Annotated in this window: 24 protein-coding genes; 4 read left to right on the forward strand and 20 right to left on the reverse strand. The window is 63.3% G+C overall.

Annotated features, from left to right (window positions below; translation table 11 throughout):
- Window positions 1-48: 48 nt before the first annotated feature.
- From DLM46_RS11915 to DLM46_RS11975, 13 genes are all read right to left on the reverse strand, one after another.
- Window positions 49-1,764 carry a SpoVR family protein gene (locus tag DLM46_RS11915; RefSeq protein ID WP_115100978.1) on the reverse strand — a complete coding sequence of 572 codons (1,716 nt, stop codon included), beginning with the start codon at window positions 1,762-1,764 and terminating at the stop codon, window positions 49-51.
- The gene (locus DLM46_RS11920) at window positions 1,761-3,029 is read right to left on the reverse strand and encodes a YeaH/YhbH family protein (RefSeq protein ID WP_115100979.1); all 1,269 of its coding nucleotides are present in this window, start codon (window positions 3,027-3,029) and stop codon (window positions 1,761-1,763) included. The genes DLM46_RS11915 and DLM46_RS11920 overlap by 4 nt, the downstream gene beginning before the upstream one ends.
- A 140-nt stretch (window positions 3,030-3,169) precedes the next feature.
- Complete coding sequence (locus DLM46_RS11925; RefSeq protein WP_115100980.1) at window positions 3,170-5,092, reverse strand: PrkA family serine protein kinase; 1,923 nt, start codon at window positions 5,090-5,092, stop codon at window positions 3,170-3,172.
- 817 nt (window positions 5,093-5,909) lie between these two features.
- Window positions 5,910-6,671, reverse strand: coding sequence for a 2-keto-4-pentenoate hydratase (locus tag DLM46_RS11930; protein ID WP_115100981.1), 762 nt, complete (start codon window positions 6,669-6,671; stop codon window positions 5,910-5,912).
- Between the two features lie 432 nt (window positions 6,672-7,103).
- On the reverse strand, window positions 7,104-8,861 hold the full coding sequence (locus DLM46_RS11935; protein ID WP_115100982.1) for a methyl-accepting chemotaxis protein: 1,758 nt from the start codon (window positions 8,859-8,861) through the stop codon (window positions 7,104-7,106).
- Window positions 8,862-9,302: 441 nt separating this feature from the next.
- On the reverse strand, window positions 9,303-10,232 hold the full coding sequence (gene rbsK, locus DLM46_RS11940; protein WP_115101237.1) for a ribokinase: 930 nt from the start codon (window positions 10,230-10,232) through the stop codon (window positions 9,303-9,305).
- A 20-nt stretch (window positions 10,233-10,252) separates the two neighbouring features.
- Complete coding sequence (locus DLM46_RS11945) at window positions 10,253-11,293, reverse strand: LacI family DNA-binding transcriptional regulator (RefSeq protein ID WP_115101238.1); 1,041 nt, start codon at window positions 11,291-11,293, stop codon at window positions 10,253-10,255.
- A gap of 150 nt (window positions 11,294-11,443) precedes the next feature.
- A complete protein-coding gene (locus tag DLM46_RS11950) occupies window positions 11,444-12,496 on the reverse strand; it encodes an ABC transporter permease (protein WP_115100983.1) in 1,053 nt (350 codons plus the stop codon).
- Window positions 12,493-14,088: a sugar ABC transporter ATP-binding protein gene (locus tag DLM46_RS11955; RefSeq protein ID WP_115100984.1), complete on the reverse strand. Its 1,596-nt coding sequence runs from the start codon at window positions 14,086-14,088 to the stop codon at window positions 12,493-12,495. The genes DLM46_RS11950 and DLM46_RS11955 overlap by 4 nt, the downstream gene beginning before the upstream one ends.
- A gap of 303 nt (window positions 14,089-14,391) precedes the next feature.
- Complete coding sequence (locus DLM46_RS11960) at window positions 14,392-15,354, reverse strand: sugar ABC transporter substrate-binding protein (protein ID WP_115100985.1); 963 nt, start codon at window positions 15,352-15,354, stop codon at window positions 14,392-14,394.
- A gap of 460 nt (window positions 15,355-15,814) precedes the next feature.
- The gene (gene corA / locus DLM46_RS11965; protein WP_115100986.1) at window positions 15,815-16,792 is read right to left on the reverse strand and encodes a magnesium/cobalt transporter CorA; all 978 of its coding nucleotides are present in this window, start codon (window positions 16,790-16,792) and stop codon (window positions 15,815-15,817) included.
- Between the two features lie 184 nt (window positions 16,793-16,976).
- Window positions 16,977-17,417, reverse strand: a complete 441-nt coding sequence (locus tag DLM46_RS11970) for a hypothetical protein (RefSeq protein ID WP_115100987.1) — start codon at window positions 17,415-17,417, stop codon at window positions 16,977-16,979.
- A 63-nt stretch (window positions 17,418-17,480) separates the two neighbouring features.
- Window positions 17,481-17,747, reverse strand: coding sequence for a FitA-like ribbon-helix-helix domain-containing protein (locus DLM46_RS11975; protein WP_133300329.1), 267 nt, complete (start codon window positions 17,745-17,747; stop codon window positions 17,481-17,483).
- Between the two features lie 289 nt (window positions 17,748-18,036).
- Here DLM46_RS11975 and cydX point away from each other — a divergent pair, with 289 nt between their 5' ends.
- Together cydX and DLM46_RS11985 are read left to right on the forward strand one after the other, a co-directional pair.
- Window positions 18,037-18,195, forward strand: coding sequence for a cytochrome bd-I oxidase subunit CydX (gene cydX, locus DLM46_RS11980; protein WP_115101239.1), 159 nt, complete (start codon window positions 18,037-18,039; stop codon window positions 18,193-18,195).
- Window positions 18,192-18,782 carry a P-loop nucleotide/nucleoside kinase family protein gene (locus DLM46_RS11985; protein WP_115100989.1) on the forward strand — a complete coding sequence of 197 codons (591 nt, stop codon included), beginning with the start codon at window positions 18,192-18,194 and terminating at the stop codon, window positions 18,780-18,782. The genes cydX and DLM46_RS11985 overlap by 4 nt, the downstream gene beginning before the upstream one ends.
- Before the next feature lie 178 nt (window positions 18,783-18,960).
- Here the strand turns inward: DLM46_RS11985 and DLM46_RS11990 are convergent, their stop codons facing one another.
- From DLM46_RS11990 to DLM46_RS12000, 3 genes are all read right to left on the reverse strand, one after another.
- A complete protein-coding gene (locus tag DLM46_RS11990; RefSeq protein WP_115100990.1) occupies window positions 18,961-20,058 on the reverse strand; it encodes a saccharopine dehydrogenase family protein in 1,098 nt (365 codons plus the stop codon).
- A 315-nt stretch (window positions 20,059-20,373) separates the two neighbouring features.
- The gene (locus tag DLM46_RS11995) at window positions 20,374-20,832 is read right to left on the reverse strand and encodes an Lrp/AsnC family transcriptional regulator (protein WP_115100991.1); all 459 of its coding nucleotides are present in this window, start codon (window positions 20,830-20,832) and stop codon (window positions 20,374-20,376) included.
- 116 nt (window positions 20,833-20,948) lie between these two features.
- Window positions 20,949-21,833, reverse strand: a complete 885-nt coding sequence (locus DLM46_RS12000; protein WP_115100992.1) for a LysR family transcriptional regulator — start codon at window positions 21,831-21,833, stop codon at window positions 20,949-20,951.
- Between the two features lie 190 nt (window positions 21,834-22,023).
- Here DLM46_RS12000 and DLM46_RS12005 point away from each other — a divergent pair, with 190 nt between their 5' ends.
- Together DLM46_RS12005 and DLM46_RS12010 are read left to right on the forward strand one after the other, a co-directional pair.
- On the forward strand, window positions 22,024-22,539 hold the full coding sequence (locus DLM46_RS12005; protein ID WP_115100993.1) for a Spy/CpxP family protein refolding chaperone: 516 nt from the start codon (window positions 22,024-22,026) through the stop codon (window positions 22,537-22,539).
- 155 nt (window positions 22,540-22,694) lie between these two features.
- A complete protein-coding gene (locus tag DLM46_RS12010; RefSeq protein ID WP_115100994.1) occupies window positions 22,695-23,132 on the forward strand; it encodes a PGDYG domain-containing protein in 438 nt (145 codons plus the stop codon).
- A gap of 30 nt (window positions 23,133-23,162) precedes the next feature.
- On the opposite strand, the gene DLM46_RS12015 is transcribed toward DLM46_RS12010, so the two are convergent.
- The 4 genes from DLM46_RS12015 to DLM46_RS12030 form a co-directional block, all read right to left on the reverse strand.
- On the reverse strand, window positions 23,163-23,528 hold the full coding sequence (locus DLM46_RS12015; protein ID WP_115100995.1) for a DUF3022 domain-containing protein: 366 nt from the start codon (window positions 23,526-23,528) through the stop codon (window positions 23,163-23,165).
- 60 nt (window positions 23,529-23,588) lie between these two features.
- Entirely contained in the window at window positions 23,589-24,413 is an 825-nt protein-coding gene (locus tag DLM46_RS12020) for a YhfC family intramembrane metalloprotease (RefSeq protein ID WP_115100996.1), read from the reverse strand.
- Between the two features lie 69 nt (window positions 24,414-24,482).
- Window positions 24,483-25,571, reverse strand: coding sequence for a LacI family DNA-binding transcriptional regulator (locus DLM46_RS12025; protein ID WP_115100997.1), 1,089 nt, complete (start codon window positions 25,569-25,571; stop codon window positions 24,483-24,485).
- Between the two features lie 22 nt (window positions 25,572-25,593).
- The gene (locus DLM46_RS12030) at window positions 25,594-26,559 is read right to left on the reverse strand and encodes a 2-hydroxyacid dehydrogenase (RefSeq protein WP_115100998.1); all 966 of its coding nucleotides are present in this window, start codon (window positions 26,557-26,559) and stop codon (window positions 25,594-25,596) included.
- Window position 26,560 lies beyond the last annotated feature (1 nt).

A 26,560-nucleotide genomic window follows, 5' to 3' on the forward strand; every position in this document is an offset into this window, starting at 1 on the left:
GGCTTCGGACGAGCAGGCTGAGTTTTACGTTACGGACCGTTCCAGCTCTCAAACCCTCACCGCAGGCGGCACATACCGGCATTCATAGCGTTTCCTCACCGTGCCGTTCTCATCGACGCTCTCGAGATACACGTCGAACTGCCACAAGCGCGCCATGTGCTTGAGCACCTCGTCGCTGTCCGACGACAGATGCCGGTTATCACTCATGAAATGCCGCAGCGTCAGACTACGATCGCCGCGTGTATTCACCGCCCACACCTGAATGTTCGGCTCGCGATGATGCATGTCGTACTGCCGCGACAACGCCTGCCGCACGTACTGATAGCCGCTGTCGTCGTGAATGGCGGAAACCTCCAGCGCATCGCGCATGTCGTCGTCGAGCACGGAGAACAGGCGCATCTCGCGGATCAGATGCGGCGACAGATACTGCGCGACAAAACTCTCGTCCTTGAAATTGCGCATCGCGTAGTGCATCGCCTGCAACCAGGGACTGCCGGCCAGCTCCGGGAACCACTTGCGGTCCTCTTCCGTCGGCGCTTCGCAGATCCGGCGGATGTCGCTCATCATCGAAAAACCCAGCGCGTACGGATTGATACCGCTGTAATACGGCTTGGTGACCGGCGGCTGGTAGACCACATTGCTGTGCGAATGGAGAAACTCCATCATGAAGCCGTCTTCCAGCTTGCCCTGGTTGTACATCGTGTTGAGCAAGGTGTAGTGCCAGAACGTCGCCCAGCCTTCGTTCATCACCTGGGTCTGCCGCTGCGGATAGAAATACTGGCCCACCTTGCGCACGATGCGGATCACTTCCCGCTCCCACGGCTCCAGCAGCGGCGCGTTCTTCTCCGCGAAGTACAGCAGGTTTTCCTGCGGCTCCGGCGGATAGCGTTCCTCGATTTCCTCCGGCAACGGCGTATGCCGGGTCGGCAAGGTGCGCCACAGTTCGTTCACCTGCGATTGCAGGTACGCCTCACGCTCGCGGCGCGCGGCGAATTCCCTCTCCAGCGACAATTTCTGCGGCCGCTTGTAACGGTCCACGCCGTAATTCATCAGCGCGTGGCAAGAGTCGAGCAGCTCCTCCACCCGGTCGAGCCCAAAGCGTTCCTCGCACTCCGCAATGTAGTTCTTCGCGTAGACAAGGTAATCGATGATCGCGTGCGCATCCGTCCACAGCTTGAACAGATAGTTACCCTTGAAGAACGAGTTGTGCCCGTAGGCCGCGTGCGCGATGACGAGCGCCTGCATCGTCATCGTGTTCTCTTCCATCAGGTACGCGATACAGGGATTCGAATTGATGACGATTTCATACGCCAGACCCATCTGCCCGCGACGGTAGCTCTTTTCGGTGGAGAGAAAGTGTTTGCCGAACGACCAGTGACGGTAATTGACCGGCATGCCGACGGACGCGTAGGCGTCCATCATCTGTTCGGCGCTGATGAGTTCGAGCTGGATCGGATAGACGTCGAGCTCATATTGCTCTGCAACAAGAGCAATATGTGAGTCGTACTCTTCGATCAATTCGAAGGTCCAGTCGGACGGACACGGCAGAGGCCGTCTATCGGCTACGTTCATACGGACTTCCCTTTGCCCCTCAGTGGGCGTTCCGGTGTGTCCCCGTGCTGCAGCGGCATCGACTGCTCCGGCTGCGGCGGCTCCGGTAGAGTCCGCCCCGGCCTCGGCATGCCCCGACTGACGCTGCGGCACGCCTTTTCCGCGCTCCGGCTGATAGCCGCGCGCTTCGTTGTGCAAGTGCTTTGTCGTCATGACGACGCCGCCTGCTTCTCAAACAACTCGCGAAACACCGGATAAATATCGGCCGCGGTTTCGACCTTCTTCATCGCCATGTGCGGCTGGCTCAGGGCCAGTTGCGCGTATTCGAGCCACAAGTTCTGCTCTTCGGGTGTTACCTGAATATACGCAAAATAGCGCACCTTCTCCAGGATGTCATCCGAGAGTATCTTGCGGCACTTGGGCGAGTCGTCGGTCCAGTTGTCGCCGTCCGAGGCCTGAGCGCCGTAAATGTTCCATTCAGTCGGCGAATAGCGCTCCTCCATCACCTTCTGCATCAGCTCCAGCGCGCTCGACACCACCGTGCCGCCGCTTTCGGTCGAGTGAAAGAAGGTGTCTTCGTCGACTTCCTCGGCACGCGTGTGGTGGCGGATGAACACCACCTCGATGCGCTCGTAATTCCGTTTCAGGAACAGATACAACAGGATGAAAAAGCGCTTGGCGAGATCCTTGCGCTGCTCGTCCATCGAGCCGGACACATCCATCAGACAGAACATCACGGCCTGACTGGACGGCGTGGGCTGCTTCACCCGGTTCACATAGCGCAGATCGAACGGATCGATGAACGGAATACGCCAGATGCGCCCGCGCAAATGGTGGATTTCGTCTTCGAGCAGCTTGATTTCCTCGCGACGGTCGGCCGGATCGGCCTTCATGACTTCGAGCTGCCGCTCCATCTCGTGCAACTGGTTGACGAGCGGCGCCCCGAGCGCGATGCGGCGGCCGAGCGCGCTCCTCAGCGAACGAACCACATCGATATTGTTCGGCGTACCTTCGGCCGCCCAGCCGGCGCGGATGCTTTTCCACGTGGGCACGGCCATCAGATGGGTTTTGACGAGGCGAGGCAGCTCGAGATCGTCGAAGAAATACTGCATGAATTCTTCGCGGCTCAACTCGAACACGAAGTCGTCCTGGCCGTCGCCCTCGTTGCTGGCCTGGCTACCCCCGCCGCCTCCGCCGCCTTGCGGACGCTGGATCTTGTCGCCGCGGATGTAATCGGAATTGCCCGGATGCACCATTTCCCGCTTGCCGCCGGGACCATGCCGGAACGACGGCTCCGCAATGTCTTTGCGCGGAATGGTGATGCTCTGGGTGTTCTGAATGTCCTTGATGCTCCTATCGCGCACCGCATCCGAAACGGCGCGACGAATATAGTTCTTGACGCGGCGCAGAAAGCGCTCGCGATTTGCAATGCTCTTGTTCTTGCCTGCTAACCTGCGGTCGATGATTTGATGAAGCACGCCCGGTCTCCCGCTGTAATTTCGAGTGCGCGAGACGCACGTTGCATTTGCATGCCTACAAACACAACGCTATGTCCATGCAGCTTGCGCCTCGCAAGGTGCCCGAGCGGTCGGACCGCGCGGGCGGCACGCAGTGCGTATCATGACGACTTACGCACGCGCAGATACCAGTCACACAGCAAGCGCACCTGCTTCGGCGTATACCCCTTCGTGACCATCCGATTGACGAAGTCTTCGTGCTTGCGTTGCTCTTCCGCCGAACCTTTGGCGTTGAACGAGATCACCGGCAGCAACTCCTCCGTGTTCGAGAACATTTTCTTTTCGATCACAACGCGCAGCTTCTCATAGCTGATCCACGCGGGGTTCTTACCCGCATTCGCAGCCCGCGCGCGCAGCACGAAATTGACGATCTCGTTGCGGAAGTCCTTCGGGTTGCTGATACCCGCAGGTTTCTCGATCTTCTCCAGTTCCGCGTTCAGCGCCGCGCGGTCGAAGCTTTCGCCGGTGTCGTGATCACGGAACTCCTGATCCTGAATCCAGAAGTCGGCATACGTCACGTAGCGATCGAAGATGTTCTGGCCGTACTCGGAATACGACTCCAGATACGCGGTCTGAATCTCCTTGCCGATGAACTCGGCGTAGCGCGAGGCCAGCACGTCCTTGATGAACGACAGATACTTCTGTTCGGTTTCCGGCGGAAACTGTTCGCGCTCGATCTGTTGTTCGAGCACGTACATCAGGTGCACCGGATTCGCCGCGACTTCGGTCGAATCGAAGTTGAAGACGCGCGACAGGATCTTGAACGAGAAGCGGGTCGACACGCCGGTCATCCCTTCATCCACACCCGCGAAGTCGCGATACTCCTGATACGACTTGGCCTTCGGATCGGTGTCCTTGAGATTCTCGCCGTCGTACACCTGCATCTTCGAAAAGAGGCTGGAATTCTCCGGCTCCTGCAAGCGCGTGAGCACCGACATCTGCGCCATCATCTTCAGCGTGCCCGGCGCGCATACCGCACTAGCCAGCGACGAATTACGCAGCAGCTTCTCGTAGATCTTGACCTCTTCGCTGTAGCGCAGGCAGTACGGCACCTTCACGACGAAGATCCGGTCGAGCAGTGCTTCGTTATTGCGGTTGTTGCGGAACGCCTTCCATTCGGACTCGTTCGAGTGGGCCAGAATCACGCCGTCGAACGGGATCGCACCGAAGCCTTCCGTGCCCTTGAAGTTGCCTTCCTGAGTGGCGGTAAGCAACGGGTGCAAGACCTTGATCGGCGCCTTGAACATTTCGACGAACTCGAGCAGGCCCTGATTCGCGAGACACAGACCGCCGGAATAGCTGTACGCGTCGGCGTCGTCTTGTGCGTACTGTTCGAGCTTGCGGATATCGACCTTGCCGACCAGCGATGAAATATCCTGATTGTTTTCGTCGCCCGGTTCGGTCTTGGCAATGCCGATCTGCCGGAGGATCGACGGATAGCGGCGTACCACGCGGAACTTGCGGATGTCGCCGTTGTATTCGTGCAGGCGCTTCACGGCCCACGGACTCAGAATGCTTTTCAGGTAGCGGCGAGGAATGCCGTACTGTTCTTCGAGGATCGGACCGTCTTCGTCGTAATCGAACAGCCCAAGCGGCGACTCGTTCACGGGCGAACCCTTGATCGCGTAGAAAGGCACGCGTTCCATCAGCTGCTTCAACCTTTCCGCGATCGACGATTTACCGCCGCCGACCGGGCCTAACAGATACAGAATCTGTTTCTTCTCTTCGAGCCCCTGGGCCGAATGCCGGAAGTACGCGACCACCTGCTCTATCACATCTTCCATTCCGTAGAACTCACGGAACGCGGGGTATACCTTGATGACCTTGTTTGCGAAGATGCGCGACAGGCGCGGATCGTTGCGGGTGTCGATCTGTTCTGGTTCCCCGATTGCCATCAACATGCGTTCGCCAGCCGTGGCGTACGCGGCGGGATTGTCTTTGCAGAGCGCGAGATACTCCTCGAGCGAGAGTTCATCTTCTCGTGTTTTCTCGAAGCGGGTCGCGAAACTGCTGTAGATATCCATGCTACCTCCTCGCCGAAGTCTAGACCGATGTCGTGCGCGGCGCGCTATTCGGAAACGACATCGCTCGAATTCATCCTAAACCCTTTTAAATTTTTTTTCACGAACTACGTTGCGAAAATCGCGCCGCAGTCACCTCCCGACATTCCTCACTTGGAAACACAGATTCGCTCACCTACAATCTTGCGCTGACATCGCAGCAATTGCAGACCTGTCCTGCTGCCTCGCTACCGCCTGCTCCATTCCCTGCTCCACACCCCGCTTGCACTGCTGTATCGCGCGGACCGTCTCGTTCATCGGATGATCTCGCTGCTACACCGGACAGCCTGTCTGCACGCGCACACTTCGCTGCATTACGCGTGGATGTCATGTGTTTCGCGCTTGCCCGGCTACTTTTTTTCATCAACGCGCGACCTGAGCCTTTGGTCTACAGCGACGAGCGCGTGTTACATGTTCGTTCACCGATGCTTCGGCGCCCGGCGTGTCAGCGCCCGGCACAGGGACGCACCTTCAAGCTGTTCGTCAATGCGTGAACGGATTTGTTTCGCGCCGTTCCCGACCGACTTCCAAGCGCAGAGGGACGCGTCGGGCGCTCACCGCTTGCCCTTCGCCGCGTGCATTACCCGCATTGTCGGCACGGTCGGCCGCGCTCGATAACTGGATCACGGCCGCGCGCCCTCGGCTTCCATAGGTGTATACGGCTAAACGATCCGGCTAGACGATCGCCGTAGGCGCCGTAAATGTGAAACGGCTACCTTCATGCAGCTTACGCAGTTCAGGCAGCCGTTTGTAGCGCACTTCGTAACGCGCCGTTACATGCTCAGGTCAGTTCAATCTCGACTTCGCCGAGACCGTCGATATGTCCACGGACAATGCCGGGCTTGTCCACATTGTGAGCGCCGACGTACGAACCGGTGGTGAGGGTCCAATCGGGTTCGATGGTGATACCCATGGCCGCGCAGTGGTTGACGAACCAGACCAGCAGTTCGCGCGGATCGCCGGCGGGATTGCCGGTGGCGTCCGGCACCAGCGAGTCGCCGTCGAAGCTCAATTCCAGTTCGGGCGACACGAAATCGAAACCGCGCGCGATTCCCGCATAGGCAACCGGATGGCCGGTGATCAGCGCGCCGTTGTTCTGTGCGTCGGCGAGCTGCGCGAGCGGCGCAACGTTCGGCCACTCGGCAAAGCGGCTGTCGACGATCTCGATGGCGGGCAGCACCACGCCCACCTTCGAGAGCACCTCGTCGCGCGCATACGCTCGGCCGCGCGGCTCGATCGCCTCGGCGAAGCGGAAGCCGATCTCGAGTTCCAGCAGCATCCGGAAGAATCCCGCACGGGCGACCCGCGCCGGCGACGGCAGCACCAGCGAGGCCGGAATCGGCGCGCCTGAGGCCGCGCCGCCCGGCGCTTTGGCGCCGATCTTCCACGCCCCGGTCGATTCGCCGAGACCCGCGATGACGGCCTGCTGGATCGCGTACGCGGTTGCGGCATCGGGCGGCAGGCTGTCGGGTGCGGGCGCATCGATCGGGCGATGCTGCCGGCGTGCTTCGACGAGGCGGTGCGCGAGGTCGTGTGGCGTCATGTCAGTCCTTTTTGGCTGGGGCGCGTTGAAAGGTGGGTTGCTGCGAAGCCGCGGCGCCGGAATTGCGTTTGCGTCGTCCGAGGTCCGCACGCCGACTGCCGGTACCGGCCGATAGCGCCGATGCAAGCAGCAGTCGCGTCCGTCAATGTACCGGATCACAGCGCTCGCCAGGGCACGGACTGTCATCGTCGACGTTAGTTAGCCCGCAGTGCACGGCAAAAGGCCGCGGTTGCATGCGCAATCGCGGCCTTTTGCCACCATACGGTTATCTGCGTCGGCACGGCTCGGTACGCTGCGCAACCGGGAACGAATGTTGCGACACGATTGCCGACGCTACGGCTCGCCACAGCCGCATCGTCGCGTCGAAAACGCGGCGATGACGCCGTACGTCCGCCTTTTTGCGGTGCCGCGCGATCTACGTCCTCAGGCCGATCAGAAGGTTTCCCAATCCTGATCGCTGCCTGCACTCGCCAGTGCCTTGGCCGGAGCCTTGGCCGGCGCGGCGGCGGACGGCGTGCTGGACAGTGCCGCAGCCGGTACGGCAGCGGCCTTCGCATGCGCGGCAGGCGGTGCCTTACGCGCGGTCATCGGCCGGGCCGGCGTCGTTGCGCGCCTTGGCGCGGCGCTCACCGGCGCCTTGTGCGCTTCATCGTCGAGCTGGAACACGGCCACCGCGGTGCGCAGCTTGCCGGCCTGATCTTCGAGCGATTGCGCTGCCGCCGCTGCTTCCTCGACCAGCGCCGCGTTCTGCTGCGTGACTTCGTCCATTTGCGTGACGGCGCGCGCCACCTGGTCGATCCCGCCGCTTTGCTCTTCCGAAGCCGCCGCGATTTCGCCCATGATGTCGGTCACGCGTTGGACCGCGCTGATGATCTCGCTCATGGTGCGGCCGGCTTCGTCGACCAGCGCCGAGCCGGACTGCACGCGCTCGACCGACGTATCGATCAGTTCCTTGATTTCCTTGGCCGCCGCCGACGAACGCTGCGCCAGACTGCGCACTTCGCCTGCCACGACCGCGAAACCGCGCCCTTCCTCGCCGGCCCGCGCCGCTTCCACTGCGGCGTTCAGCGCCAGAATATTGGTCTGGAACGCAATCCCTTCGATGATCGAGATGATGTCGGCGATCTTCGCCGAGCTCTGATTGATGTCGCCCATCGTGCCGACCACCTGGCCGACCACCGCGCTGCCCTTGTTCGCGATCTCCGACGCATTGGCCGCCAGCGAACTCGCCTGGCGGGCGTTGTCGGCGTTCTGCTTGACGGTGCCGGTCAGCTCTTCCATGCTCGACGCGGTTTCCTGCAGCGCTGACGCCTGCTCTTCGGTGCGCGAAGACAGGTCGATATTGCCGGCGGCGATCTGACGGGTCGCAGTCGCGATCGATTCGCTGCCGCCGCGCACCGCACGCACCGTTTCGGTGAGACTGCGCTGCATCCTGGCGATCCCTTCGAGCAACTGCCCCATTTCGTCGCGCGACGTGATGACGACCGGACGACGCAAATCGCCTGCGGAGATCGCATCGAAATGACCGAGCGCTTCGCCGAGCGGCCGACCAATCGCGCGGCTGAGCGTCACATAGGACAGCGCGGCGGCGATGACGCCCACCAGCAGCGCGCCCAAGCTGATCATGCGGAACACCGCGAAGCTGTTTTGCGCGGAGTTGAAGCCCCCCTCGGCCGATACGAACTGGAATTTGCTCAACGTCGCGTCGGCTTCAGCCAGTTCGTTGTAGGCAACCTGCAAGCGCTTGGCGCTATCGGCAACTTTGCCCTGATCGTTCGCTGCAATGACCGCGGCGAACGCATCCAACTGCTGATGCAGCCCGTCGCGCTTACCGATCACAACCTGCGCCAGACGATCTTCCTCCGCATCGCGCGGCAGATCCATGTACTTTTTCCACCACGAATCAGACAAGGTGCGCATGCCGCGCGCGCGTTCGAGCGGCGCTGCGGCGTCCGGCGTGCCAATCTGGAACGCGGCGCGATCGAGTGCGAGACGCTCGCGTGCCGCGTAGAGTTCGGCGTCGCCGATAGCCACCGCACTCGGCATTGCGTTGGTGAAAGTATCCCGGTATGCGTCATTCGAGCGGCTCATGCCGAACAAACCGAAAACGCCGATAGTCACCAGCAGCGCGGCCAGAAAAGCCATCGTGAGGCCAATTCGCGCCTTGATCGTGATCCCTTTGTTCAACATGCTTCTTCCTGTACTTAACCAAATGAGATGCTGCGTGCGCAGCGCGGGGTAGCGTGTGGCGTCTTCGTGCGCGGCGCCTTTTTGACACGGCGCTCTAATATCGTTTACGGCACTGAAGCGCGCTGCTTGAAGCTTTTATATGGTATGAAGAAAGCCGTTGTAAGCAGATGGAAGAAATTACAAAATGCTGTCGGCGCGAGCATGTCGTGGTAATCGCCTGCGTCGGAGTGAGGGATGAGGCTCGGAAGATGGGACGGACGGGTGGCGATGCGGCGGTGCGAACGGCCCTCGCGCCGACAACTCAATCGAGCGGCTCTGCAGGCGCACGCTGCAACGCTACGGCTATGAAGCAGAAAATTGGTTTAACGCGGCGCCGCCGGCCACCGAGGTCCAATCGAACGTGCGGCATTTTGCACGCTCGCGGACGGCGCCACGTTTTCGTCAGGCCGACTCGTCCAGTTCGGCGCGGGTAGGAATCGAAGGCTGCGCGCCGGCGCGTGTCACCGAAAGCGCCGCGGCGCGCTGTGCGAAACGGATCGCCGCGTCGACGCTCGCGCCCCGTGCGAGTTGTGCCGCGAATCCCCCGATGAAGGTATCGCCCGCCGCGGTGGTGTCGACAGCTTTGACACTCGGCGCGCTGTAAAGCGTGGCATCCGCGCCGTCGAGCGCGGCGTGCACGCCGCGCGGACCGAGCGTCACCAGCACATTGCGCGCGCCGGCGTCGCGCAACGCAGCGGCGGCCCGCGCCGCGTCGGCGGGTGTGGCGACCGGCAAACCGGTCAGCGTCGCGGCTTCGAGTTCGTTCGGAATCAGATAGTCGATCAGCGGCAGCCAGTCGGCCGGTAACGGGCCGGTGGCGGGCGCGGGATTCAGGATCACTGTTCTGGAGAGCCGCCGCGCCGCGGCAAGCGCCGCGTGCACCGCATCGGGCGGCGTTTCGAGCTGGCAGATGACGACGTCCGCGGCGGCCAGCACCGCTTCATGACGGGCGATCGTCTCGGGCGTGAGTTCGCCGTTGCTGCCCGCGACGATCACAATCGCGTTCTGGCTGGCGTCATCGACGACGATCAGCGCGACGCCGGACGCCTGGGCCCCGGTTTCGAGAGCCGTACAGTCGATACCTTCCACTTCGAGTCCGGCGCGCAATTGCGCGCCGTTTGCGTCGGCGCCGACACAGCCGAGCATCGACACCTGCGCGCCGAGGCGCGCGGCGGCGACCGCCTGATTGCCGCCCTTGCCGCCCGCCACCTGCGCAAAGGTCCGGCCGGCCAGCGTCTCGCCGGGGTGCGGCAGACGCGGCGCGCGCACCACGAGGTCCATGTTCAGACTGCCGACCACGGCCACACGGCCACGCGTTTCGTTACTTGACACTTCCTTTCCCCCAAATTTGCTCATGCCGCCAGATTGCGCTTGGCCGCGCCGGCCCAAGTCGCGGTGGATTCTCGCACGATCAGCCGCGGCGATACGACTCGCCGGCGGCCCGGCGCGCGCGGACTGCCCGCCGGGGCCCCGGCGATGCGTTCGATCAGCGTCTGCGCGGCCATGTCGCCGAGTGCGCGCACCGACTGCCCGACTGTCGAAAGCGCCGGATAGGTGAAGCGCCCGAGTTCGATATCGTCGAAGCCGATGATCGAGCAATCGCGCGGCACGCTGATATTGCGTTCCGCCGCGGCGCGCAGCGCGCCGATGCCCATCATGTCGTTGCCGGCGAAAATCGCCGATGGTTTCACGGTATCGAACAGTTGCCCCGCGGCGCGATGGCCGCCTGTGCCCGAAAAGTCGCTTTCGACAATCGCATCGGGCGGAATGTCGATGCCGCGCTCGGTCATGGCGCGGATGAAGCCGTGCACCCGCATCGCGCTTACCGCCGTCTTGACCGGCCCGGTGATACAGCCGATCCGCACGTGCCCCAGTTCGAGCAGATGGCAGGTCGCCAGATACGCGCCCTTCTCGTGATCGATCTGCACCAGGTCCGCGTTGAGGCCTTCGATATTGCGGTCCACGATGACGAGCGGCTCGCGCGAGTCGGCGAGCGTTTGCGCGAGCACCGCGTCGTCGCCCGCGGACGCGACGATCAGCCCGTCGATACGCTTTTCCTGCAGCACGCGCAGATAGTTACGCTGCTTGGCCGGATCGTCGTCGGAATTGCAGAAGAACACGCAGTAGCCGTTGCGCGAGCAACCGTCCTCGATGCCGCGCGCCAGTTCCGCGAAATACGGATTCGTACTGTTCGGCACCACCAGACCGATCGTTGCCGTCGCCTTCGCCTTGAGCGAACGGGCCACCGCCGACGGTACATAGTGAAGCTGACGGATCGCGTGTTCGACCTTCGCCCGCACGTCGGCCGACACCGGCCGCGAGTTGTTCACCACGTGCGAAACCGTCGTGAACGACACACCCGCCACGGCCGCTACATCCTTGATCGTCGCCATAACCTGTTGCTCTCCTGCCTGTTTGTTCCCGCCGGCCGCGCCAACCTGGCGATCCACCGGACGTTTTCATCGATGACAGACCAAAACCCTCGAACCTTACATTTCCCGATGCCGATGCTTGCCGCTTTGCCGGACTCCGCTGTATGCCGCTCAGGCACGCTTGCGACGGCTGCGGTACGTATCCAGCACCACCGCCACGACGATGACCGCGCCGGTGATCATCCGCTTGGTCGGCTCGTTCGCGCCGATCTGCGCGAGGCCGGCTGCCAGCACTGAAATGATCAACACGCCGAAAAAAGTGCTGATGACCGACCCGCGCCCGCCCATCAGGCTGGTGCCGCCGATCACCACCGCCGCGATCACCTGCAATTCCATGCCGACGCCCGCGTTCGGGTCGGCCGCTTCCAGACGCGAAATCTGGAATAGCGCGGCCAATCCCGCGAGTGCGCCCATCAGCGCGAACACAATGATCTTGTACGGCCGCGGATTGACGCCCGCGAGCCGCACCGCTTCCTCGTTAGTGCCGATGCCGACCAGATAGCGGCCGAATACCGTGCGCGTGAGCACCAGTTGCGCAATCACCATGACCGCCACCGCGATCAGGAACGCCGGCGAGATGCCGAGCGCGATCGGATTCGACAGAAAATCGAACGCGTCGCCGATATAGGCGGTGCGCGAGTTCGTCATCTGATACGCGAGCCCCCGCGCGGCTTCGAGCACGCCGAGCGAGACGATGAACGACGGAATCCGCCAGCTCACCGTCACCGAACCGGTCAGGGTGCCGGTCAGCGCCGCCGCGGCGACGCCCAGCAACGCGGACGGCAATGGGCCCCAGCCCCATTTCAGGGCCGCCACGCTGACCACCGACGCCCCCAGCGCCAGCACCGAACCCACCGACAGATCGATCCCGGCGATGATGAGCACGAATGTCATGCCGACGGACATCACCACCAGATCAGGGATCTGATTGGCGATCGTGCTGAACGTGTCGTACGTCAAAAAGTGCGAGCTCAGCAGCGAGAACAGCACGATCATCGCCAGCAATGCGCCGGCGAGGCCGAGGTAGTTCGAAAAGCCGAGCCGCGTGCCGGCCGGTTTGCCGCTGGCGAGCGGCGCGGACGGGTCGGCCGGCGGCGTGATGTTCGCCACATCGGCGCCGCCGTGCTTGCCGCCCGACGCTTCCTGCATCGATTGATGGGTCATGACAGACTCCCTGCTTCATTGGTGTCGTAGGTATGCAGCAACGCTTCGCGGCTGCGGTAGCCGGCGAAAGCTGCCGCCAGCAACGCGTCTTGCGACCAGTCGTCGCGCTCGAACACACCCGTCATGCTTCCCGCGGACATCACGCCGATCCGGTCGCAGATCAGCATCAGCTCACGCAGGTCGCTCGACACCACGACGAGCGCGCGCCCTTCGCGGGCCAGCGCACCCATCAAGCCATAGATATCGAACTTCGCGCCGACGTCGATGCCGCGCGTAGGTTCGTCGAATAACAGCACGCGGCACTCGCGCGCCAGCCAGCGGCCGATCACGACCTTCTGCTGGTTGCCGCCCGACAGCTCGCCGACAATCTGCCCAGGCCCCGAGCTGCGAATCCGCATCGCGTCGATCTGCTTTTGCGCCAGCGCGCTCTCGCGCTTCGCATCGACGATGCCGTGCCGCGCCACGCTGCCGATATTGCCGAGCGACACGTTGGCCGCGATCGGTTGCGGCAGCAACAGGCCCTCACCCTTGCGGTCTTCGGTGATGAGCGCGATGCCGGCGCGCACGGCGTCGGCCGGCGAGGCAATGTGCACCGGCGCTGGCGGCCCGCCCGCTCGTTGCGCCAGCGACACCGTGCCGCCGTCCTTCTGGTCGGCGCCGTAAATCAGCCGCATCAGTTCGGTACGGCCCGCGCCGATCAGTCCGCTGACGCCGAAAATCTCGCCCGCGCGCACCTCGAACGACACGTCGCGCACCACCTTGCCGCGCGTCAGCCCGTCCACCTTCAGCAAGGGCGCGCCGATCTTGCGCACGCCCAGATCGATCCGCTCGCCCAGTTCGCGGCCTACCATCCATGTGACGATGCGCTCGCTGGTCAGGTTGGCCATCGCGTCGACATGCACCAGCCTGCCGTCGCGCAGTACCGCAATCTGCTCGGCCACGCGGGCCAGTTCTTCGAGACGATGCGAGATATAGACCAGCGCGACGCCGCGAGACTTCAGCCGTTCGATCTGCTCGAACAGCAGATCGACCTCGCGCGCGGTCAGCATCGCGGTCGGCTCGTCGAGGATCAGCACACGGCAGTCGTCGATCAGATTGCGTGCGATCTCGACCATCTGCTGATGCCCGATGCCGAGTTCGCCCACCAGCGTATCCGGGTCGATCGCGTCGAGCCCGACTTGCGCCATCGCGTGACGGGCGTCTTCGCGCAGTTTGCGGCGGTCGATCCAGCCGAAGCGGAACGCACCGGCCTGCGGCAAGCGGTTCAGAAACAGGTTTTCCGCGACCGACAGCGTCGGCAGCAGATTCAGCTCCTGCATGACCATCCGCACGCCGAGCGCTTCGGCTTCGGTGCGGCTGGCCGGCGCATACGGCGCGCCGCCAAGGCGCATCGTGCCGGTGGTCGGATCGACAAGGCCGCCGATAATCTTGGACAGCGTGCTCTTGCCGGCGCCGTTCTCGCCGGTCAGCGCCAATACCTCGCCGCCGCGCAGCGACAACGAAACATCGGCGAGCACCGGCTCGGCATAGGTCTTACCGATACCGCTGACGGACAGTACGGCGGGCAAGGCGTCGTGGTCGGTTGAATCCATCGCAATCCTGGTTCCGGGGTAGTCGAAGAGGCTTCCTGCAATTCGCTCGAATGAAGCAGCCCACCGATAGCCCGTGTCATGCCGGCCCAATGCGCGGAATGCGCAGGCGCTTCCGGCCACGCACCCTCCCGCTGCGCAGCCGCCGTCATTGACGCTTACCTCTGGATTTAACGGCGGCGCTGCAGGTTTCTTGAGCATTTATTGAATTGACTTGACGCGGATTCGCCAAGGTTCAGCGCACCTTGACGGTAGTGCGCTGGAGCGTAAGCGCGAATCCGCGTGCCTGGGCTTGCTGGCCGACGCTTACTTCGTCACCAGATCAACCGGCGTTTCCACCACGCCGGACAACTGCGACTGCTTCTTGTGCTCGTTGAGCGCCTTCAGCGCGGTGTCGATGCCGAACACGGCCTGCTTGGCGGCGTACTGATCCGCGGTGGCTAGCACGCGGCCGTCCTTCAGCATCGGCTTGATCGCGCCGATGTTGTCGTAGCCGACCACCATCACCTTGCCCTGCTTGCCCGCCGCGCGCACGGCCGACACCGCGCCGATCGCCATGTTGTCGTTGCCGGCGAGCAGCGCCTTCAGGTTCGGATACTCGTTGAGCATGGCCGATGCCACCGCGTTGCCCTTGTCGATTTCCCACTCGCCCGATTGCACCGAGACGACCTTCGCGCCGACGGTCTGCATCGCGTCCTTGAAGCCCGCGGTGCGCTGCTGCGCGTTGGTGGTGGTCGACACGCCTTCGAGAATCCCGACCTCGTCGCCCGCCTTCAGCTTCTTCGCCAGGTCGTCGCCGACCTTCTGCGCGCCCTTGCGGTTATCCGGGCCGACGAACGGCACGTTCAGGTCTTTCGACTTGAGCACGTCCGGGTCGAGCCGGTTGTCGATGTTCACGACGATGATGCCCGCATCCACTGCCTTCTTGACGACCGGTACCAGCGCCTTCGAATCAGCCGGAGCCAGCACGATCGCATCGACCTTCGAGACGATCATCTGTTCGACGATGCGGATCTGGTTCGCGGTATCGGTTTCGTCCTTGATGCCGTTGGTGATCAGATCGAACTGCGCGGGATTGTGTTTCTGGTAGTCCTTCGCGCCGTTTTCCATGGTCAGGAAAAACTCGTTCGCGAGCGACTTCATCACCAGCGCAACCTTCGGCTTGTGGGCGGGGGCGGTTTGCGCGTACGCGTTGGAAAACGGCAAGGCGGCGGTGGCGGTGACGAGGACAGCGGCCGCCAGCAGGCGGCGGCGAATGCGATGGTTCATGCACATCTCCAAGGTTTGTGAGCTCGCGAGCGAGCCGTATTTTTAGTTACACGCAAACGTTTGCGAGGTCTATTCTCAGCGCAGTCTGTCCGGAATGTCAACGATTCGCGGTGTTGCGGTGCACAGGCGCGCAGAATGTGCGTCTGTGCATGCACTCGATCGATTCGAGCCGGCATGCTGGGTAAGCGCACCGGCAGGCAGCGTGCTGGCAAGGGTCCCTCGTTCGGTCCGTGCGTGGCGGATGGTTCCCGCCGGCTGCAAGGCTTGCAGCCGGCGGGCTGCATATGCTGGACTTTTATTGCGCGCGGTGCAAGCGGGAACGACGCTGGCCGCCCGAAACGGCGGCGCGAGACTCAGGGTTGTGGGAAGTGGCTCTAGGGTGGCTGCGTGTGGCTCAGGGTTGTCTGGAGTATCTCAGGGTGGCTGCGTGTGGCTCGGCGCGGTTCAGCCGCGACCGGCTTTATAGCCAGCCTGCTTTGCGGAAGCGCCAGAACAGCACCAGGTCGACCGTCAGCATGACTGCCAGACAAACCGGATAACCGTACTGGTAGTGCAGCTCGGGGATGCTCTGGAAGTTCATCCCGTAGATGCCCGCGATCATGGTCGGCACCGCAAACAGCGCGGCGAACGAGCCGAGGCGCTTGGTCACCTCGTTCTCGGCGAGCGAGATCATCCCCAGATTGACCTGCACCGCGGTGACGACCATTTCGCGCCTGCCTTCGATGGTCCTGACGATCCGCTCCAGATGGTCGTAGACGTCGCGAAAGTAAGCCTGCATGCCGTCGCAAATGCTCGGAATGCGGCCGCCCGTCAGCTTGCCGATCGCTTCCTGCAACGGCGTGATGTGATGCTGAAGGATCACGAGGCGCCGCTTGAGCGAGTACAGGTCCTCAATGATCGCGCGCGAGGCCGCCGAATTGTTGCGCTCGAAGATGCGGTCTTCGAGTGCCTCGATCTCGGCGTTCATCGCCTCGACGATCGGGAAATAGCGATCGACGACGTCATCGGCCAGCGCGTACAGCACGAACGCCGAGCCTTCCTCGAGCAATTTCGGCTCGCGCTCGCAGCGGGCGCGCACTTTCTGAAAGCCGATGCGGGTGCCGCGCCGCACTGAAAGCACGTAGTTGCGCCCGACGAACACGTCGACTTCGCCGATCAGCAGTTCGCCGTCGTCGTCCATCTCGACGGTGTGCAGCACGGCGAATAGCGACTCGCCGTATTCCTCGATTTTCGGCCGCTGATGGCCGTTTTGAGCGTCCTCGATCGCGAGCTCGTGCAGGCCGAATTCATGCTTCATCACGGCCAGTTCGCCCGGCCCCGGATCCTTCAACGCGACCCAGACGAAACACTCGGGCCGCGCCACGTAGTCGCCGATGTGGTCGATCTCGATGTCAGCCAGCTTTCGGCCGTCCTGATAGGCAGCGCAATTGATCAGCATGTTGGATTACCTTGAAAACGGAAACTAACCGGGCGCCGTCGCGTGAGTCGGCTCGGTGCCAGGTCTAAGGGGCGAAGGCGCGAAAGCCCTCATGTTAAGTGCTCAGGGTCGGAGTCATGTGTTCAATTGTTAAACCTGGTGCGGTGCGGTGGCGTGCGGTGCTGTGCTGGGCCGTCCCCGTGCGCTACCGCGCAACGCGGCGCAAGGCAATGCGATGATCTTCGCCAAACGTGACCGACGCGCGGTTCGTGTAGCGCGTATCCGCTGTCACCGTAAACTGCAACTCGATGACCGGATCGAACTGCGTGGACACGCCGATGCGATGCACCCCCGGGCTCAGATAGAAGACCACATGCTCACCGTTCATCAGATCGGTGATCTGCTCGCCGTCGATATACACCAGCGCATCGCGAAACCTCACGATAACGTCGCGCGAACGCTCTCGACGCACGTCGACGGCGATCAGTCCAACCGCGGGCTGTGTATAGCCTGGCTTGACGATACGTGCGGACGGCACTTCCTTGAACGGGACAGGCTCGGCGGGAGCCGAAGCGCAACCGGCAAGCGAGGCCAAAGCGCATGCAAGCAACACGATGTTCCAGCGGAAATGCGAACGCATCGGCATGCCGGGTCTCCCTGTTGATGGTTGTCTCTATTGACGTTTTGCGTTGTGCTGGCGTGATCGAGGTTAAGCACTGTCCCGATGATGACGTTGGTTCCAATCGACTACAACCGAAGCCTCGCGCTTGTCGCTTACCCCCTCGACGTCAGAGTCTTCGCCGACATCAGGGATGCTCAGCAATGTCCTCACGAACTGGCGGTTATAGACCTTCCGCAGCGCCCCCGACAAAATCGCCCGATACTCTTCCTCTACCGTGCGCCCAGTCGCCTCGGCTCCCCGAACGAGTGCCTCGAACAGCGTTTCGTCAATGCGACGCATCGATAGATTTGCCATCCTGACTTCCCCTGCTCACGTCCCGATCACACAGCGCCATGCATGATAGCGACGCGTGTCCGTTCCGCCATCCGGACCAATCGGCCAAAGTCCACACCGCCTCTTGCGTGGCGCGGCGTTCTTCTTCATGATCGCTGCAAAGGGCTGCGGCGTGGGCGCTGCCTGCTGCGGATTTACCCTCGGTTCCATCGCGCGCCGCCCCTGTTTGCCGGCATGTTTGCTTCTCTATACCGGCTGCGCGCCACGCTTGGCGGTGCGCCACACCGGAAAGACGATCAAGGAGACTGCAATGTGGTATTTCAGCTGGATTCTCGGCATCGGCGTGGCCCTCGGCTTCGGCATCATCAATGTGATGTGGCTCGAAACCAACGGCAATTTCGCACGTGATCCGTTGCGCGCCGACGCGCAAGGCACCCCCCCGGATACCCGCGAGGACGCGCCTTCGTGACCCGTCTGGTTTTCATCTGCGGTCACGCGGGCACCGGCAAGACCACGTTGGCAAAGAAGCTGATCGGCCCGCTGATGGACGCGAGCGCCTCGCCCTTCTGCCTGCTCGATAAAGATACGCTGTACGGCAGCTACAGCGCAGCCGTCATGGGCGTGCTGACCGGCAATCCGAACGACCGCGACAGCCCGCTTTTCCTGCAGCATCTGCGCGACGCGGAGTATCGCGGCCTGCTCGATACCGCTCGCGACAATCTCGAACTCGGTGTGAGCGCGCTGGTGGTCGGTCCGCTCTCGCGCGAAGTTCGCGAGCGGCGCCTGTTCGATCGCGCCTGGCTGGGTGTCGGTGCGAATGTGGCGCTGCAGGTGGTGTGGGTCTATACGTCGGAGGAAGTGGCGCATCGGCGGATCGTCGATCGCGGCAATCCGAACGATGCGTACAAGCTCGCGCATTGGGACGAGTATCGGCAGCGCCGCTTCGTGCCGAGCGGCGAAATCTGCGAAGACCTGTTGATGTTCGACAATACCGCGCCGACTCACGCGGACTATGAAGCGTTGCTCGCGCGGATCGTAGGCGAACCGGAGCTATAGGGGACGATGTCGCCGCCAATGGCGGCGTAGCATCGCCGGCTCAAAAAAACGCCCCGCTTGACGGGGCGTTCGAGTGGCCCTCTGCGGGGCTTGCTTCGTTGCTCGCGGCAGACTCCAGCGCGCTGCCGCACGGCCCTCGGTGATGAGCCTCGATACGCGTCAGGGCGATCGCAACAGCTTATACCGTCGCCATCGCGTCCAGCGACTGCCCTTCATACAACTGGCCGAAGCGGTTCGCAAGGAAGTCGCGCAGCGACACCTGCTCCTGGCGCACAAAACCGCTTTGCGGCAGCTTCTTCTCGCGGAACAGATCGAGCACCGCGCACATCGCGCCGGCCGTGGTGATCTGGATCGCGCTCATCGCCACGCCGCACACCGTCTTCGCGAAAATCTTGCGGGTGAACACCTCCTGCACCAGTTGACCGTCGCGCATACCGCTCACCGTGATGAACACCAGCACGACGTCCTGGGCGGTCGACGGCACCGCACGGCGCATGATGGTCTTGAGCGTATCGCGGTCGCTGGAAAGGCGCAGATCTTCGAGCAGGAACTGCATCAGGTTGCGGTGGCCCGGATAGCGCACCGACTTGTAGTCGAGCGATTCGACCCGCCCGGACAGCGTTTCGCACAGCGTGCCGAGGCCGCCTGACGTGTTGAAGGCTTCGTATTCGGTGCCGTCGAGCGAGAAATGTTCGAGGCCTTCGAGCGGCTGCACCCACTGCGTACGGCTGTCGCGGATCGCCTCGCAGGGTTGGCAATACTCGTTGATCAGTCCGTCGACGCTCCACGTCAGGTTGTACTTCAGCGCATTGGTCGGGAACTCCGGCAGCGCACCGACGCGCATCTTGACGTCGCGGATTTCCGTGAAGCGGTTCGCCAGTTCATGCGCGGCGATGCCGATAAAACCCGGCGCCAGACCGCACTGCGGCATGAAGGCGTGATCGGCATCGTCGGCGATCGCGCGGATCGCGTGAGTGGCACGCACGTCTTCGGTCAGATCGAAATAGTGGACGCCCGCGCCCTTGGCCGCCGACGCGACATTCACCGCGAGGTAATACGGCAGCGCGTTGACGAGCGCATCGAAACCTTGCACGGCGGCGCGCAGCGCGGCGGCATCGGCGGAATCCACGCGGCGGGTCGGGATGCCCTGGGCGGCGAGCTTGTCGAGCGCGTGCTGATCGCGGTCGAACGCCACGACGTCGTAGTCGCCGGTCTCACGCAACATGTGGGCAATGGTGTGACCGATCAAACCTGCGCCAACGATGGCTACTTTCATGCGCTTCTCCTTTTTTTCGACCGGAGTTGGCGCTTTAGCTGTCGACCAGAGTTCGCGCTTGAGCGCGTTACTCTGGTCCCATGCAAAGCACTTACTCCGGTCCCATTCTGTGTGTTGTCTCGAGTTTGGGAAGTGCGCGGCGCTTAAGCGCCGCGCCCGGCGGGCTGAACCCTTGAGAGACAGTTTAGGGAGAAGCAAAAACAGTTCATACGCACAAAATGCTGCGGTATGACCATGAAGTTCGACGTTATGACGAAGCGGTCAGTCGATATGTCGAAAACACGTTAAAACGGTGTAAAAGCCGGACCCCTCCGGTCACACCATCCCCCGATCGATCTTGCGCGCCAGAATGATCGAGGTCGTCGTCCGCTCTACACCTTCGAGGCCGCCGATCTGGTCGAGCAGATCGTTGAGCCGGTCGGGCGAATCGGCGCGCAGCCACGCGACATAGTCGAACTCGCCGCTCACTGCGCATAGCAGCTGCACCTCGGGCATCTTGCCGAGGCGCTTCTGCACCGCCGGCCCAAACTTCGGCGCGATGATGATGCCGACGTACGCATAGATGCTCGAGTCGAGCACGTCCTGGCCGAGCCGCACGCTATAGCCTGCGATCACGTTGCTGCGTTCGAGCCGCGCGATGCGCGCGATCACGGTGGTACGCGCCACGTCCAGCTGGCGCGCGAGATTGGCGACGCTTTCGCGGGCGTTGGCTTGCAGCAGCGCAACGAGGTTGCGGTCGAGGTCGTCGAGTTGGTCGAGGCGCGGAGGTCTCATCGAGGGCAGAAGAAGTTGGTCGGTAATGGAGCGGATTATCGCGCGTCTTCCGCATCGCGCGGCGCGCAAAGAAGCAGCGAACAGCAAGCAGTGGCAAGCAGCGGCAAGCCGCGCGCTCACACGCCGAACCGCTCGATCACGAAATCGATGAAGGTGGTGAGCTTGGGCGTCGCCCGGCGATCGCGCGGGTAGATCAGATGGACGGGCGCGCCGTCTGGCAGATAGTCCTCGAGCACGGACACCAGCTCGCCGCTGGCAATCTCCTTGGCGAGCAGCGCTTCGGGCTGCAGCACCAGACCGAAGCCGCGCAACGCGGCGACCTTCAGCGCCTGGCCGTTGTTCGCCCGAAACCGCCCGGCGCGCAGCGGGTTTTCGTCGGCGGTTTCGCCGCCGAGCCGCCACAAGCCCTCGCGGCCCCAGTCGAGAAAACCCAGGCACTCGTGCCGCGCAAGGTCGGCCGGTGTGCGCGGCGTGCCGGCGCGCTGCAGATACGCCGGCGACGCGCACGCGCGCATCCGGTACGGCTTCAACGGCCGCGCGACAAAACTCGAATCCGGCAGATGGCCGATTCGCACCGACGCATCGAAACCCTCCTCCACCAGATCGATCACGCGATTCGACAAATCCAGTTCGAGGATCACGTCCGGCCACGCGGTCAGATAATCGGTCATCGCCGGAGCGAATACTTCGACGCCGTAGGTCAGCGGCGCCGTCACTTTGAGCACGCCGCGCGGCGCGGCCGCCATCGCCTCGGCGAGCGACTCCGCCTCCTTCACGTCCGCCAGAATCCGCTTGCACTGATCGTAATACTGACGGCCGATCTCCGTCAGGCTTTGACGGCGCGTGGTACGCGTGAGCAGCCGCGTCGCGAGCCGGGTTTCGAGCGAGCGGATGTGTTTGCCCACCATCGCCGACGAAATGTCGAAACGCTCGGCCGCTGCCGTCAGGCTGCCGGCATCGACCACCGCGACGAAGATTTCCATGCTGACGAATTTATCCACCGGCTATTTCCTGTTCGTTTCGGTTGTAAGCGTTTGTCGCACAAGAGCCGCATTGTAGGGATATCGTGATACTAATAGCGGCGACGGCGAAGCGGTCAGCCGCCCGCCCTGGATCGCCCGAGGGTTGACGCGCAGCGTGCCACCCGCCTTGCGCGCCTTGTCCCGATACGAACAGACAACAGGAGTTCCGATGAAAAAAACACTGGTTACGCTGGCCTGCGCACTCGCCATGAGCGGCGCATTCGCACAAACTTCCGCGCCCGCTTCGGCACCGGTGAGCGCCGCCGCTTCGGTATCCGCTGCTAAAGCGGGCCACGAGCGCAATGTCGAAGACCGTATCGCTTATCTGCACACGCAGTTGAAGATCACTTCAGCGCAGGAACCGCAATGGAACGCGTTCGCCGATGTCATGCGCAACAACGGCCAGACGATGGGCCAGCTGTTTGAGCGACGCAAGGCTGCCACGAACCTGTCCGCGGTGGACGATATGAAGCAGTACGCGACTATCGCGCAGGCTCATGCGGACGGCATGAAAAAACTGGTCGACGCGTTTGATCCGCTGTATAGCAGCTTTTCGCCGGATCAGAAGAAGCTTGCTGACGTGACGTTCCGTCAGCCTGGCGGCGCGATGGGTGGTGGGCATCGGCATCACGGCAAGGGTGCCGGCAAGCAGACGCCGGCTGATGATGCAGGTGCGCAGTCTTAAGGGTTGGGGTTTGCGCGCGGATTGAGGTTTGCGCGGGCAGCGTCGAAAAACCTCAATCCCCGAATCGATCTGGCATGATGCGAGTACTCGGGCTCATCAGCGCATGAGCGCATGGCCCTGACGCTGTCTTTCCAACACCCTCACCCACTCGCTTCATGACCGAACTCAAAAACCTCGACCTGCGTACCGACGCAGCCACTCAACGCGTCGTCAAAAACGAAATCGTCGGTGTGGAATTCGCCGCCGCCGAAGGCGAATTGATGAGCCTCGAAGGCCCGAACCGTTATGCTCGCGGCGATGCGCTGATTACAGGCTCGACAGGCGACCGCTGGGTAGTGTCGCGCGAACGCTTCGACGCCAAATACGTACCGGCGGATGGCGCGCTCGCGCACGGCGAGCCGGGCGCTTACCGGAACCGTCCGGCGGTCGTGTTGGCCAAGCAGATGAATGAAGCGTTCTCGCTCGCCCGCTCGGCAGACGGCGGCGACGTACTGCAAGGCGCAGCCGGCGACTGGATCATGCAATACGCACCCGGCGACTACGGCGTGGTGCAGGCCGCGCGCTTCGCGAAAGTCTATCGGCGCGCGGACTGACGCCCGCGAGCGTCAATCAACGCTCCCCCGTCAAGCAAACTCATCCCCCAAATCTACGGTGACCTCGCGCGGCACCGTCTCGCCGTTCGCGTACTGCTCTTCGAGCGAGCCGATGCTCGCTTCGACATACGCCCGCAGCACCGCGAAACTCCGGCCGCGCAGCCGCGCCGGCAACGCACGATAGCGCGCCCACGCGGCCGGCGCGATCACCACGTTCATCACGATGCGGCGCGCGGCCGCGCCGAAACGCATGGCGACCCAGTGAATCGCCAGCGTCGGAGTGCCTTCGTCGGCGGGGCGCTGCACGAACTGGGTCTGCTCGGGGAACAGATCGCTGATGACGCGCGCCAGTTCCTCGAACTCGGGATTCGCGCAGTCGTATTGGTAAGCTTCCATGAGGGGTCGAAGATTAGAAATTCGTCGATGATACGCGCAGCGATCGACGCGACAGCGTAATCACGCTGCCAAGGCCGGCCGCCGGAACACTTTGACGACCAAGCCGGCGACGACGAGCGCCCCCAGCGCGTACGCTCCGTCGACCGCCGCGAGCGGCACGAGGTTCGCCTGGAATAGCGCGGCGGGCACGTCGACCAGCGCGTGCAGAACGATTGCCAGCGGCAGGATACCTCGCCAGCCCGCCCGCACGCCGCGCCACATCAACACCGACAGACCGATCTGGAACACCAGGGCGGCCACCCGTTCGAGCGCGAAAATGCCGGCCGTCTGCGGGCTCAGACTGGCAAGAATCAGGTGAATGCGCATCAGCGAGTCGGCCGGCAGATTGTTCAGGTAACCGTCGAGCGCGCCGCGATTTTCGAAGACTGCGAACAGGATCCACTGCACCTGTATCAGCACGCCGACGAGCCACGCTTCGGCGCCGCCGTGGCCAAGGCCGTAAGTGAGCGCGCTGCCGTCGCCCGCGACTTCGGCAGCGGATGCCGCAACGGATGCCGGTCTTGCGGCCGCGCGTCTGAGCATCAGGCGCATGCCGATGAAACGCCCCACTTCCTCGCAGATACCCGCGACCAGCGCGCCGTACATCACGAATGCCAGCGGATTCGACAGGAAGGTGGCCGTCGCCTCGTTCCGAAGCAGCAGGTAGTCGTTCAGCGCGCGCTCGATCACCATCGCGAATAGCGCGAACACGGCGATGCCGACAATCGCGTCGCGCGGGTTCAGCCCGAGCGGCCGGCGTAGACGGCGATACAGAATGAACGGTAAGGCGGCGACCAACAGCGTCGCGAGGGCGAGGCACGAGAGGGTAAGCGGTGCAACAACCATGAGTTTCCTTGCGATGACCGGCGCACCCGCTGCGCGCCGCAGCCCGCATGATCGCAGATGAGCGCGAAGTCAGCGCAAAGTCGAGGCGCGGACGATCAATTCGCCTGGCAGCAGGCAGTCGCGCGCCGTGGTCTGGACACCCTCGATGCGCTCATGCAGGAACTCGACCGCGCGGTAGCCGATCTCGTAGGTCGGCTGGCGGATCGTCGTGATGCCGGTCAATTCGGCCCACTCCGGGTCGTCGATCGACAACAGCGCGACGCGGGCTTGCCAGTCCGCGCCGTAACGCGCTTTCAGATGCAGCGCGAGGCGCAACGCGACCGGCGCATTGGCCGCGAACAAGGCGACGCGGCCCGGCTTGCACGCACGGCCGCCATCGCTCGCCGCCGCGTCCAGCGCGTGATCCAGCTCGGCGAGACTGCGCTCGAGCGCCGCAGGATCGGCAAGATTCAGCACCAGCGTATGGCCTCGCGCGCCGCCCTTCCCACCCTTCCCGCCTGGTGCTTGTTGGCCGCTCATCACCTCGCGGAACGCCGCCTCGCGCAGTTGCCGCGAGCTGACCTGTTCGAACGGCTGCACGACAAACCAGATCTCGTCGAAGCCGTTGTCAAGCAGATGCCGCGTACCGAGCTCGACCGCCGCGCGGTTGTCCAACCCGACCATGTCGGCGACGAGGCCGTCCACCATACGGTCGACCAGCACCGCCGGAATCCCGCCGCCGCCCACCGGCCGCAGCGTTTCTTCCCGCACGCCGAGCGCGTTGACGATGACGCCTTCCACGCGATAGGTGGTCAGCAGCTGCAGATAGCGCCGCTCCATTTCGACTTCGTTGGCCGCGTGGCAGATCAGCGGCATCAGCCCGAGCGCGTGGCACGCCGCTTCGACGCCTTGCAGCACTTCGACCGTGTACGGATTGGTCAGGTCGGCGAGCAGCATGCCGATCAGCCGGTTGCGGCCACGCTTGAGGCCGCGCGCCATCTGGTTCGGCTGATAGTCGAGCCGTTCGATCGCCGCCTCGATGCGCGCGCGCAACTCCGGCGACAGCACACTCATCTCGCCGTTCAGATAGCGCGAGATGCTGGTCTTGCCGGTACCGGCTTCGCGCGCGACGTCGGTGATGGTCGCGCGGCGCGGGATGGCAACGGGTGTCGTGCTCATGTGCGCGTCACTCCTATGCGTCTCATCGACCCAAAACTTCGCGGTTGACGATATGGGTGGCGAGCGTGCCGTCGAGCGCGGCGACGAGATTTTCCGCAGCGTTGCGCGCCATCGCATGGCGGGTTTCGTGGGTCGCCGAGCCGATGTGCGGCAGCGCGACCACGTTCGGCATGTTCAGCAGCGGCGAATCGGCCGGCAGCGGTTCTGTCTCGAACACGTCGAGACCCGCGCCGAGGATGGTGCCGTTTTGCAGCGCCTCGATCAGCGCCTTTTCATCGACCGTGGCGCCGCGCGATGCATTGATGAGAATCGCGCTCTTCTTCATCGACTCGAGCTCCGCCGCGCCGATCAGGTGCCTCGTCTCGGGCGTCAACGGCACTTGCAGACAGACGAAGTCCGCGCTCGCGAGCAGCTCCGGCAACTCGACGCGCCGCGCGCCGTACGCCTGTTCCGCCTGCAGGTTCGCGGCCCGGTTCGTGTACAGCACCTTCATGTTGAAACCGAGCGCCGCGCGGCGCGCGACCGCGCTGCCGATCCGTCCCAACCCGATGATGCCGAGCGTCTTGCCCTGCACATCCACGCCGAACAGCGCCGGTCCGATGCTGCGCTGCCAGTTGCCCGCCTTCACCCACTGCGCGAGTTCGACCACCCGGCGCGCCGACGCGAGGATCAGCGAGAACACCGTATCGGCGGTGGATTCGGTCAGCACGTCCGGTGTGTGCGCAAGCAGGATGCCGCGGCGCGTCAGATCGGCGACGTCGAACTGGTCGAAGCCCACCGACACGGTCGACAATGCCCTCAGCCGGGTCGCGCCTTCGAGCATCGCCGGCGTGATCTTCACGCTCGAACCGATGCCGCCATCCGCGTCTTTCAACGCGGCGACGAACGTGTCGTGCTGGGCGGGGTCGACCTGCACGACTTGCGCATGCTGTTGCAGATACGCGAGCACGTCTTCGGGCAGCGCCTTCCAGGCAACGATTTTCCTCATC

This window comes from Paraburkholderia lacunae (assembly GCF_003353175.1).
In the GTDB taxonomy this organism is placed as follows: domain Bacteria; phylum Pseudomonadota; class Gammaproteobacteria; order Burkholderiales; family Burkholderiaceae; genus Paraburkholderia; species Paraburkholderia lacunae.

Bases quoted from the DNA above. Each gene is read 5' to 3' on its own strand.
- DLM46_RS11915 (WP_115100978.1), bottom strand. From the start codon at position 1,764: ATGACGACAAAGCACTTGCACAACGAAGCGCGCGGCTATCAGCCGGAG.
- DLM46_RS11925 (WP_115100980.1), bottom strand. From the start codon at position 5,092: ATGGATATCTACAGCAGTTTCGCGACCCGCTTCGAGAAAACACGAGAA.
- DLM46_RS11930 (WP_115100981.1), bottom strand. From the start codon at position 6,671: ATGACGCCACACGACCTCGCGCACCGCCTCGTCGAAGCACGCCGGCAG.
- DLM46_RS11935 (WP_115100982.1), bottom strand. From the start codon at position 8,861: ATGTTGAACAAAGGGATCACGATCAAGGCGCGAATTGGCCTCACGATG.
- DLM46_RS11945 (WP_115101238.1), bottom strand. From the start codon at position 11,293: ATGGCGACGATCAAGGATGTAGCGGCCGTGGCGGGTGTGTCGTTCACG.
- DLM46_RS11950 (WP_115100983.1), bottom strand. From the start codon at position 12,496: ATGACCCATCAATCGATGCAGGAAGCGTCGGGCGGCAAGCACGGCGGC.
- DLM46_RS11955 (WP_115100984.1), bottom strand. From the start codon at position 14,088: ATGGATTCAACCGACCACGACGCCTTGCCCGCCGTACTGTCCGTCAGC.
- DLM46_RS11960 (WP_115100985.1), bottom strand. From the start codon at position 15,354: ATGAACCATCGCATTCGCCGCCGCCTGCTGGCGGCCGCTGTCCTCGTC.
- corA (WP_115100986.1), bottom strand. From the start codon at position 16,792: ATGCTGATCAATTGCGCTGCCTATCAGGACGGCCGAAAGCTGGCTGAC.
- DLM46_RS11970 (WP_115100987.1), bottom strand. From the start codon at position 17,417: ATGCCGATGCGTTCGCATTTCCGCTGGAACATCGTGTTGCTTGCATGC.
- DLM46_RS11975 (WP_133300329.1), bottom strand. From the start codon at position 17,747: ATGGCAAATCTATCGATGCGTCGCATTGACGAAACGCTGTTCGAGGCA.
- cydX (WP_115101239.1), top strand. From the start codon at position 18,037: ATGTGGTATTTCAGCTGGATTCTCGGCATCGGCGTGGCCCTCGGCTTC.
- DLM46_RS11990 (WP_115100990.1), bottom strand. From the start codon at position 20,058: ATGAAAGTAGCCATCGTTGGCGCAGGTTTGATCGGTCACACCATTGCC.
- DLM46_RS11995 (WP_115100991.1), bottom strand. From the start codon at position 20,832: ATGAGACCTCCGCGCCTCGACCAACTCGACGACCTCGACCGCAACCTC.
- DLM46_RS12005 (WP_115100993.1), top strand. From the start codon at position 22,024: ATGAAAAAAACACTGGTTACGCTGGCCTGCGCACTCGCCATGAGCGGC.
- DLM46_RS12010 (WP_115100994.1), top strand. From the start codon at position 22,695: ATGACCGAACTCAAAAACCTCGACCTGCGTACCGACGCAGCCACTCAA.
- DLM46_RS12015 (WP_115100995.1), bottom strand. From the start codon at position 23,528: ATGGAAGCTTACCAATACGACTGCGCGAATCCCGAGTTCGAGGAACTG.
- DLM46_RS12020 (WP_115100996.1), bottom strand. From the start codon at position 24,413: ATGGTTGTTGCACCGCTTACCCTCTCGTGCCTCGCCCTCGCGACGCTG.
- DLM46_RS12025 (WP_115100997.1), bottom strand. From the start codon at position 25,571: ATGAGCACGACACCCGTTGCCATCCCGCGCCGCGCGACCATCACCGAC.
- DLM46_RS12030 (WP_115100998.1), bottom strand. From the start codon at position 26,559: ATGAGGAAAATCGTTGCCTGGAAGGCGCTGCCCGAAGACGTGCTCGCG.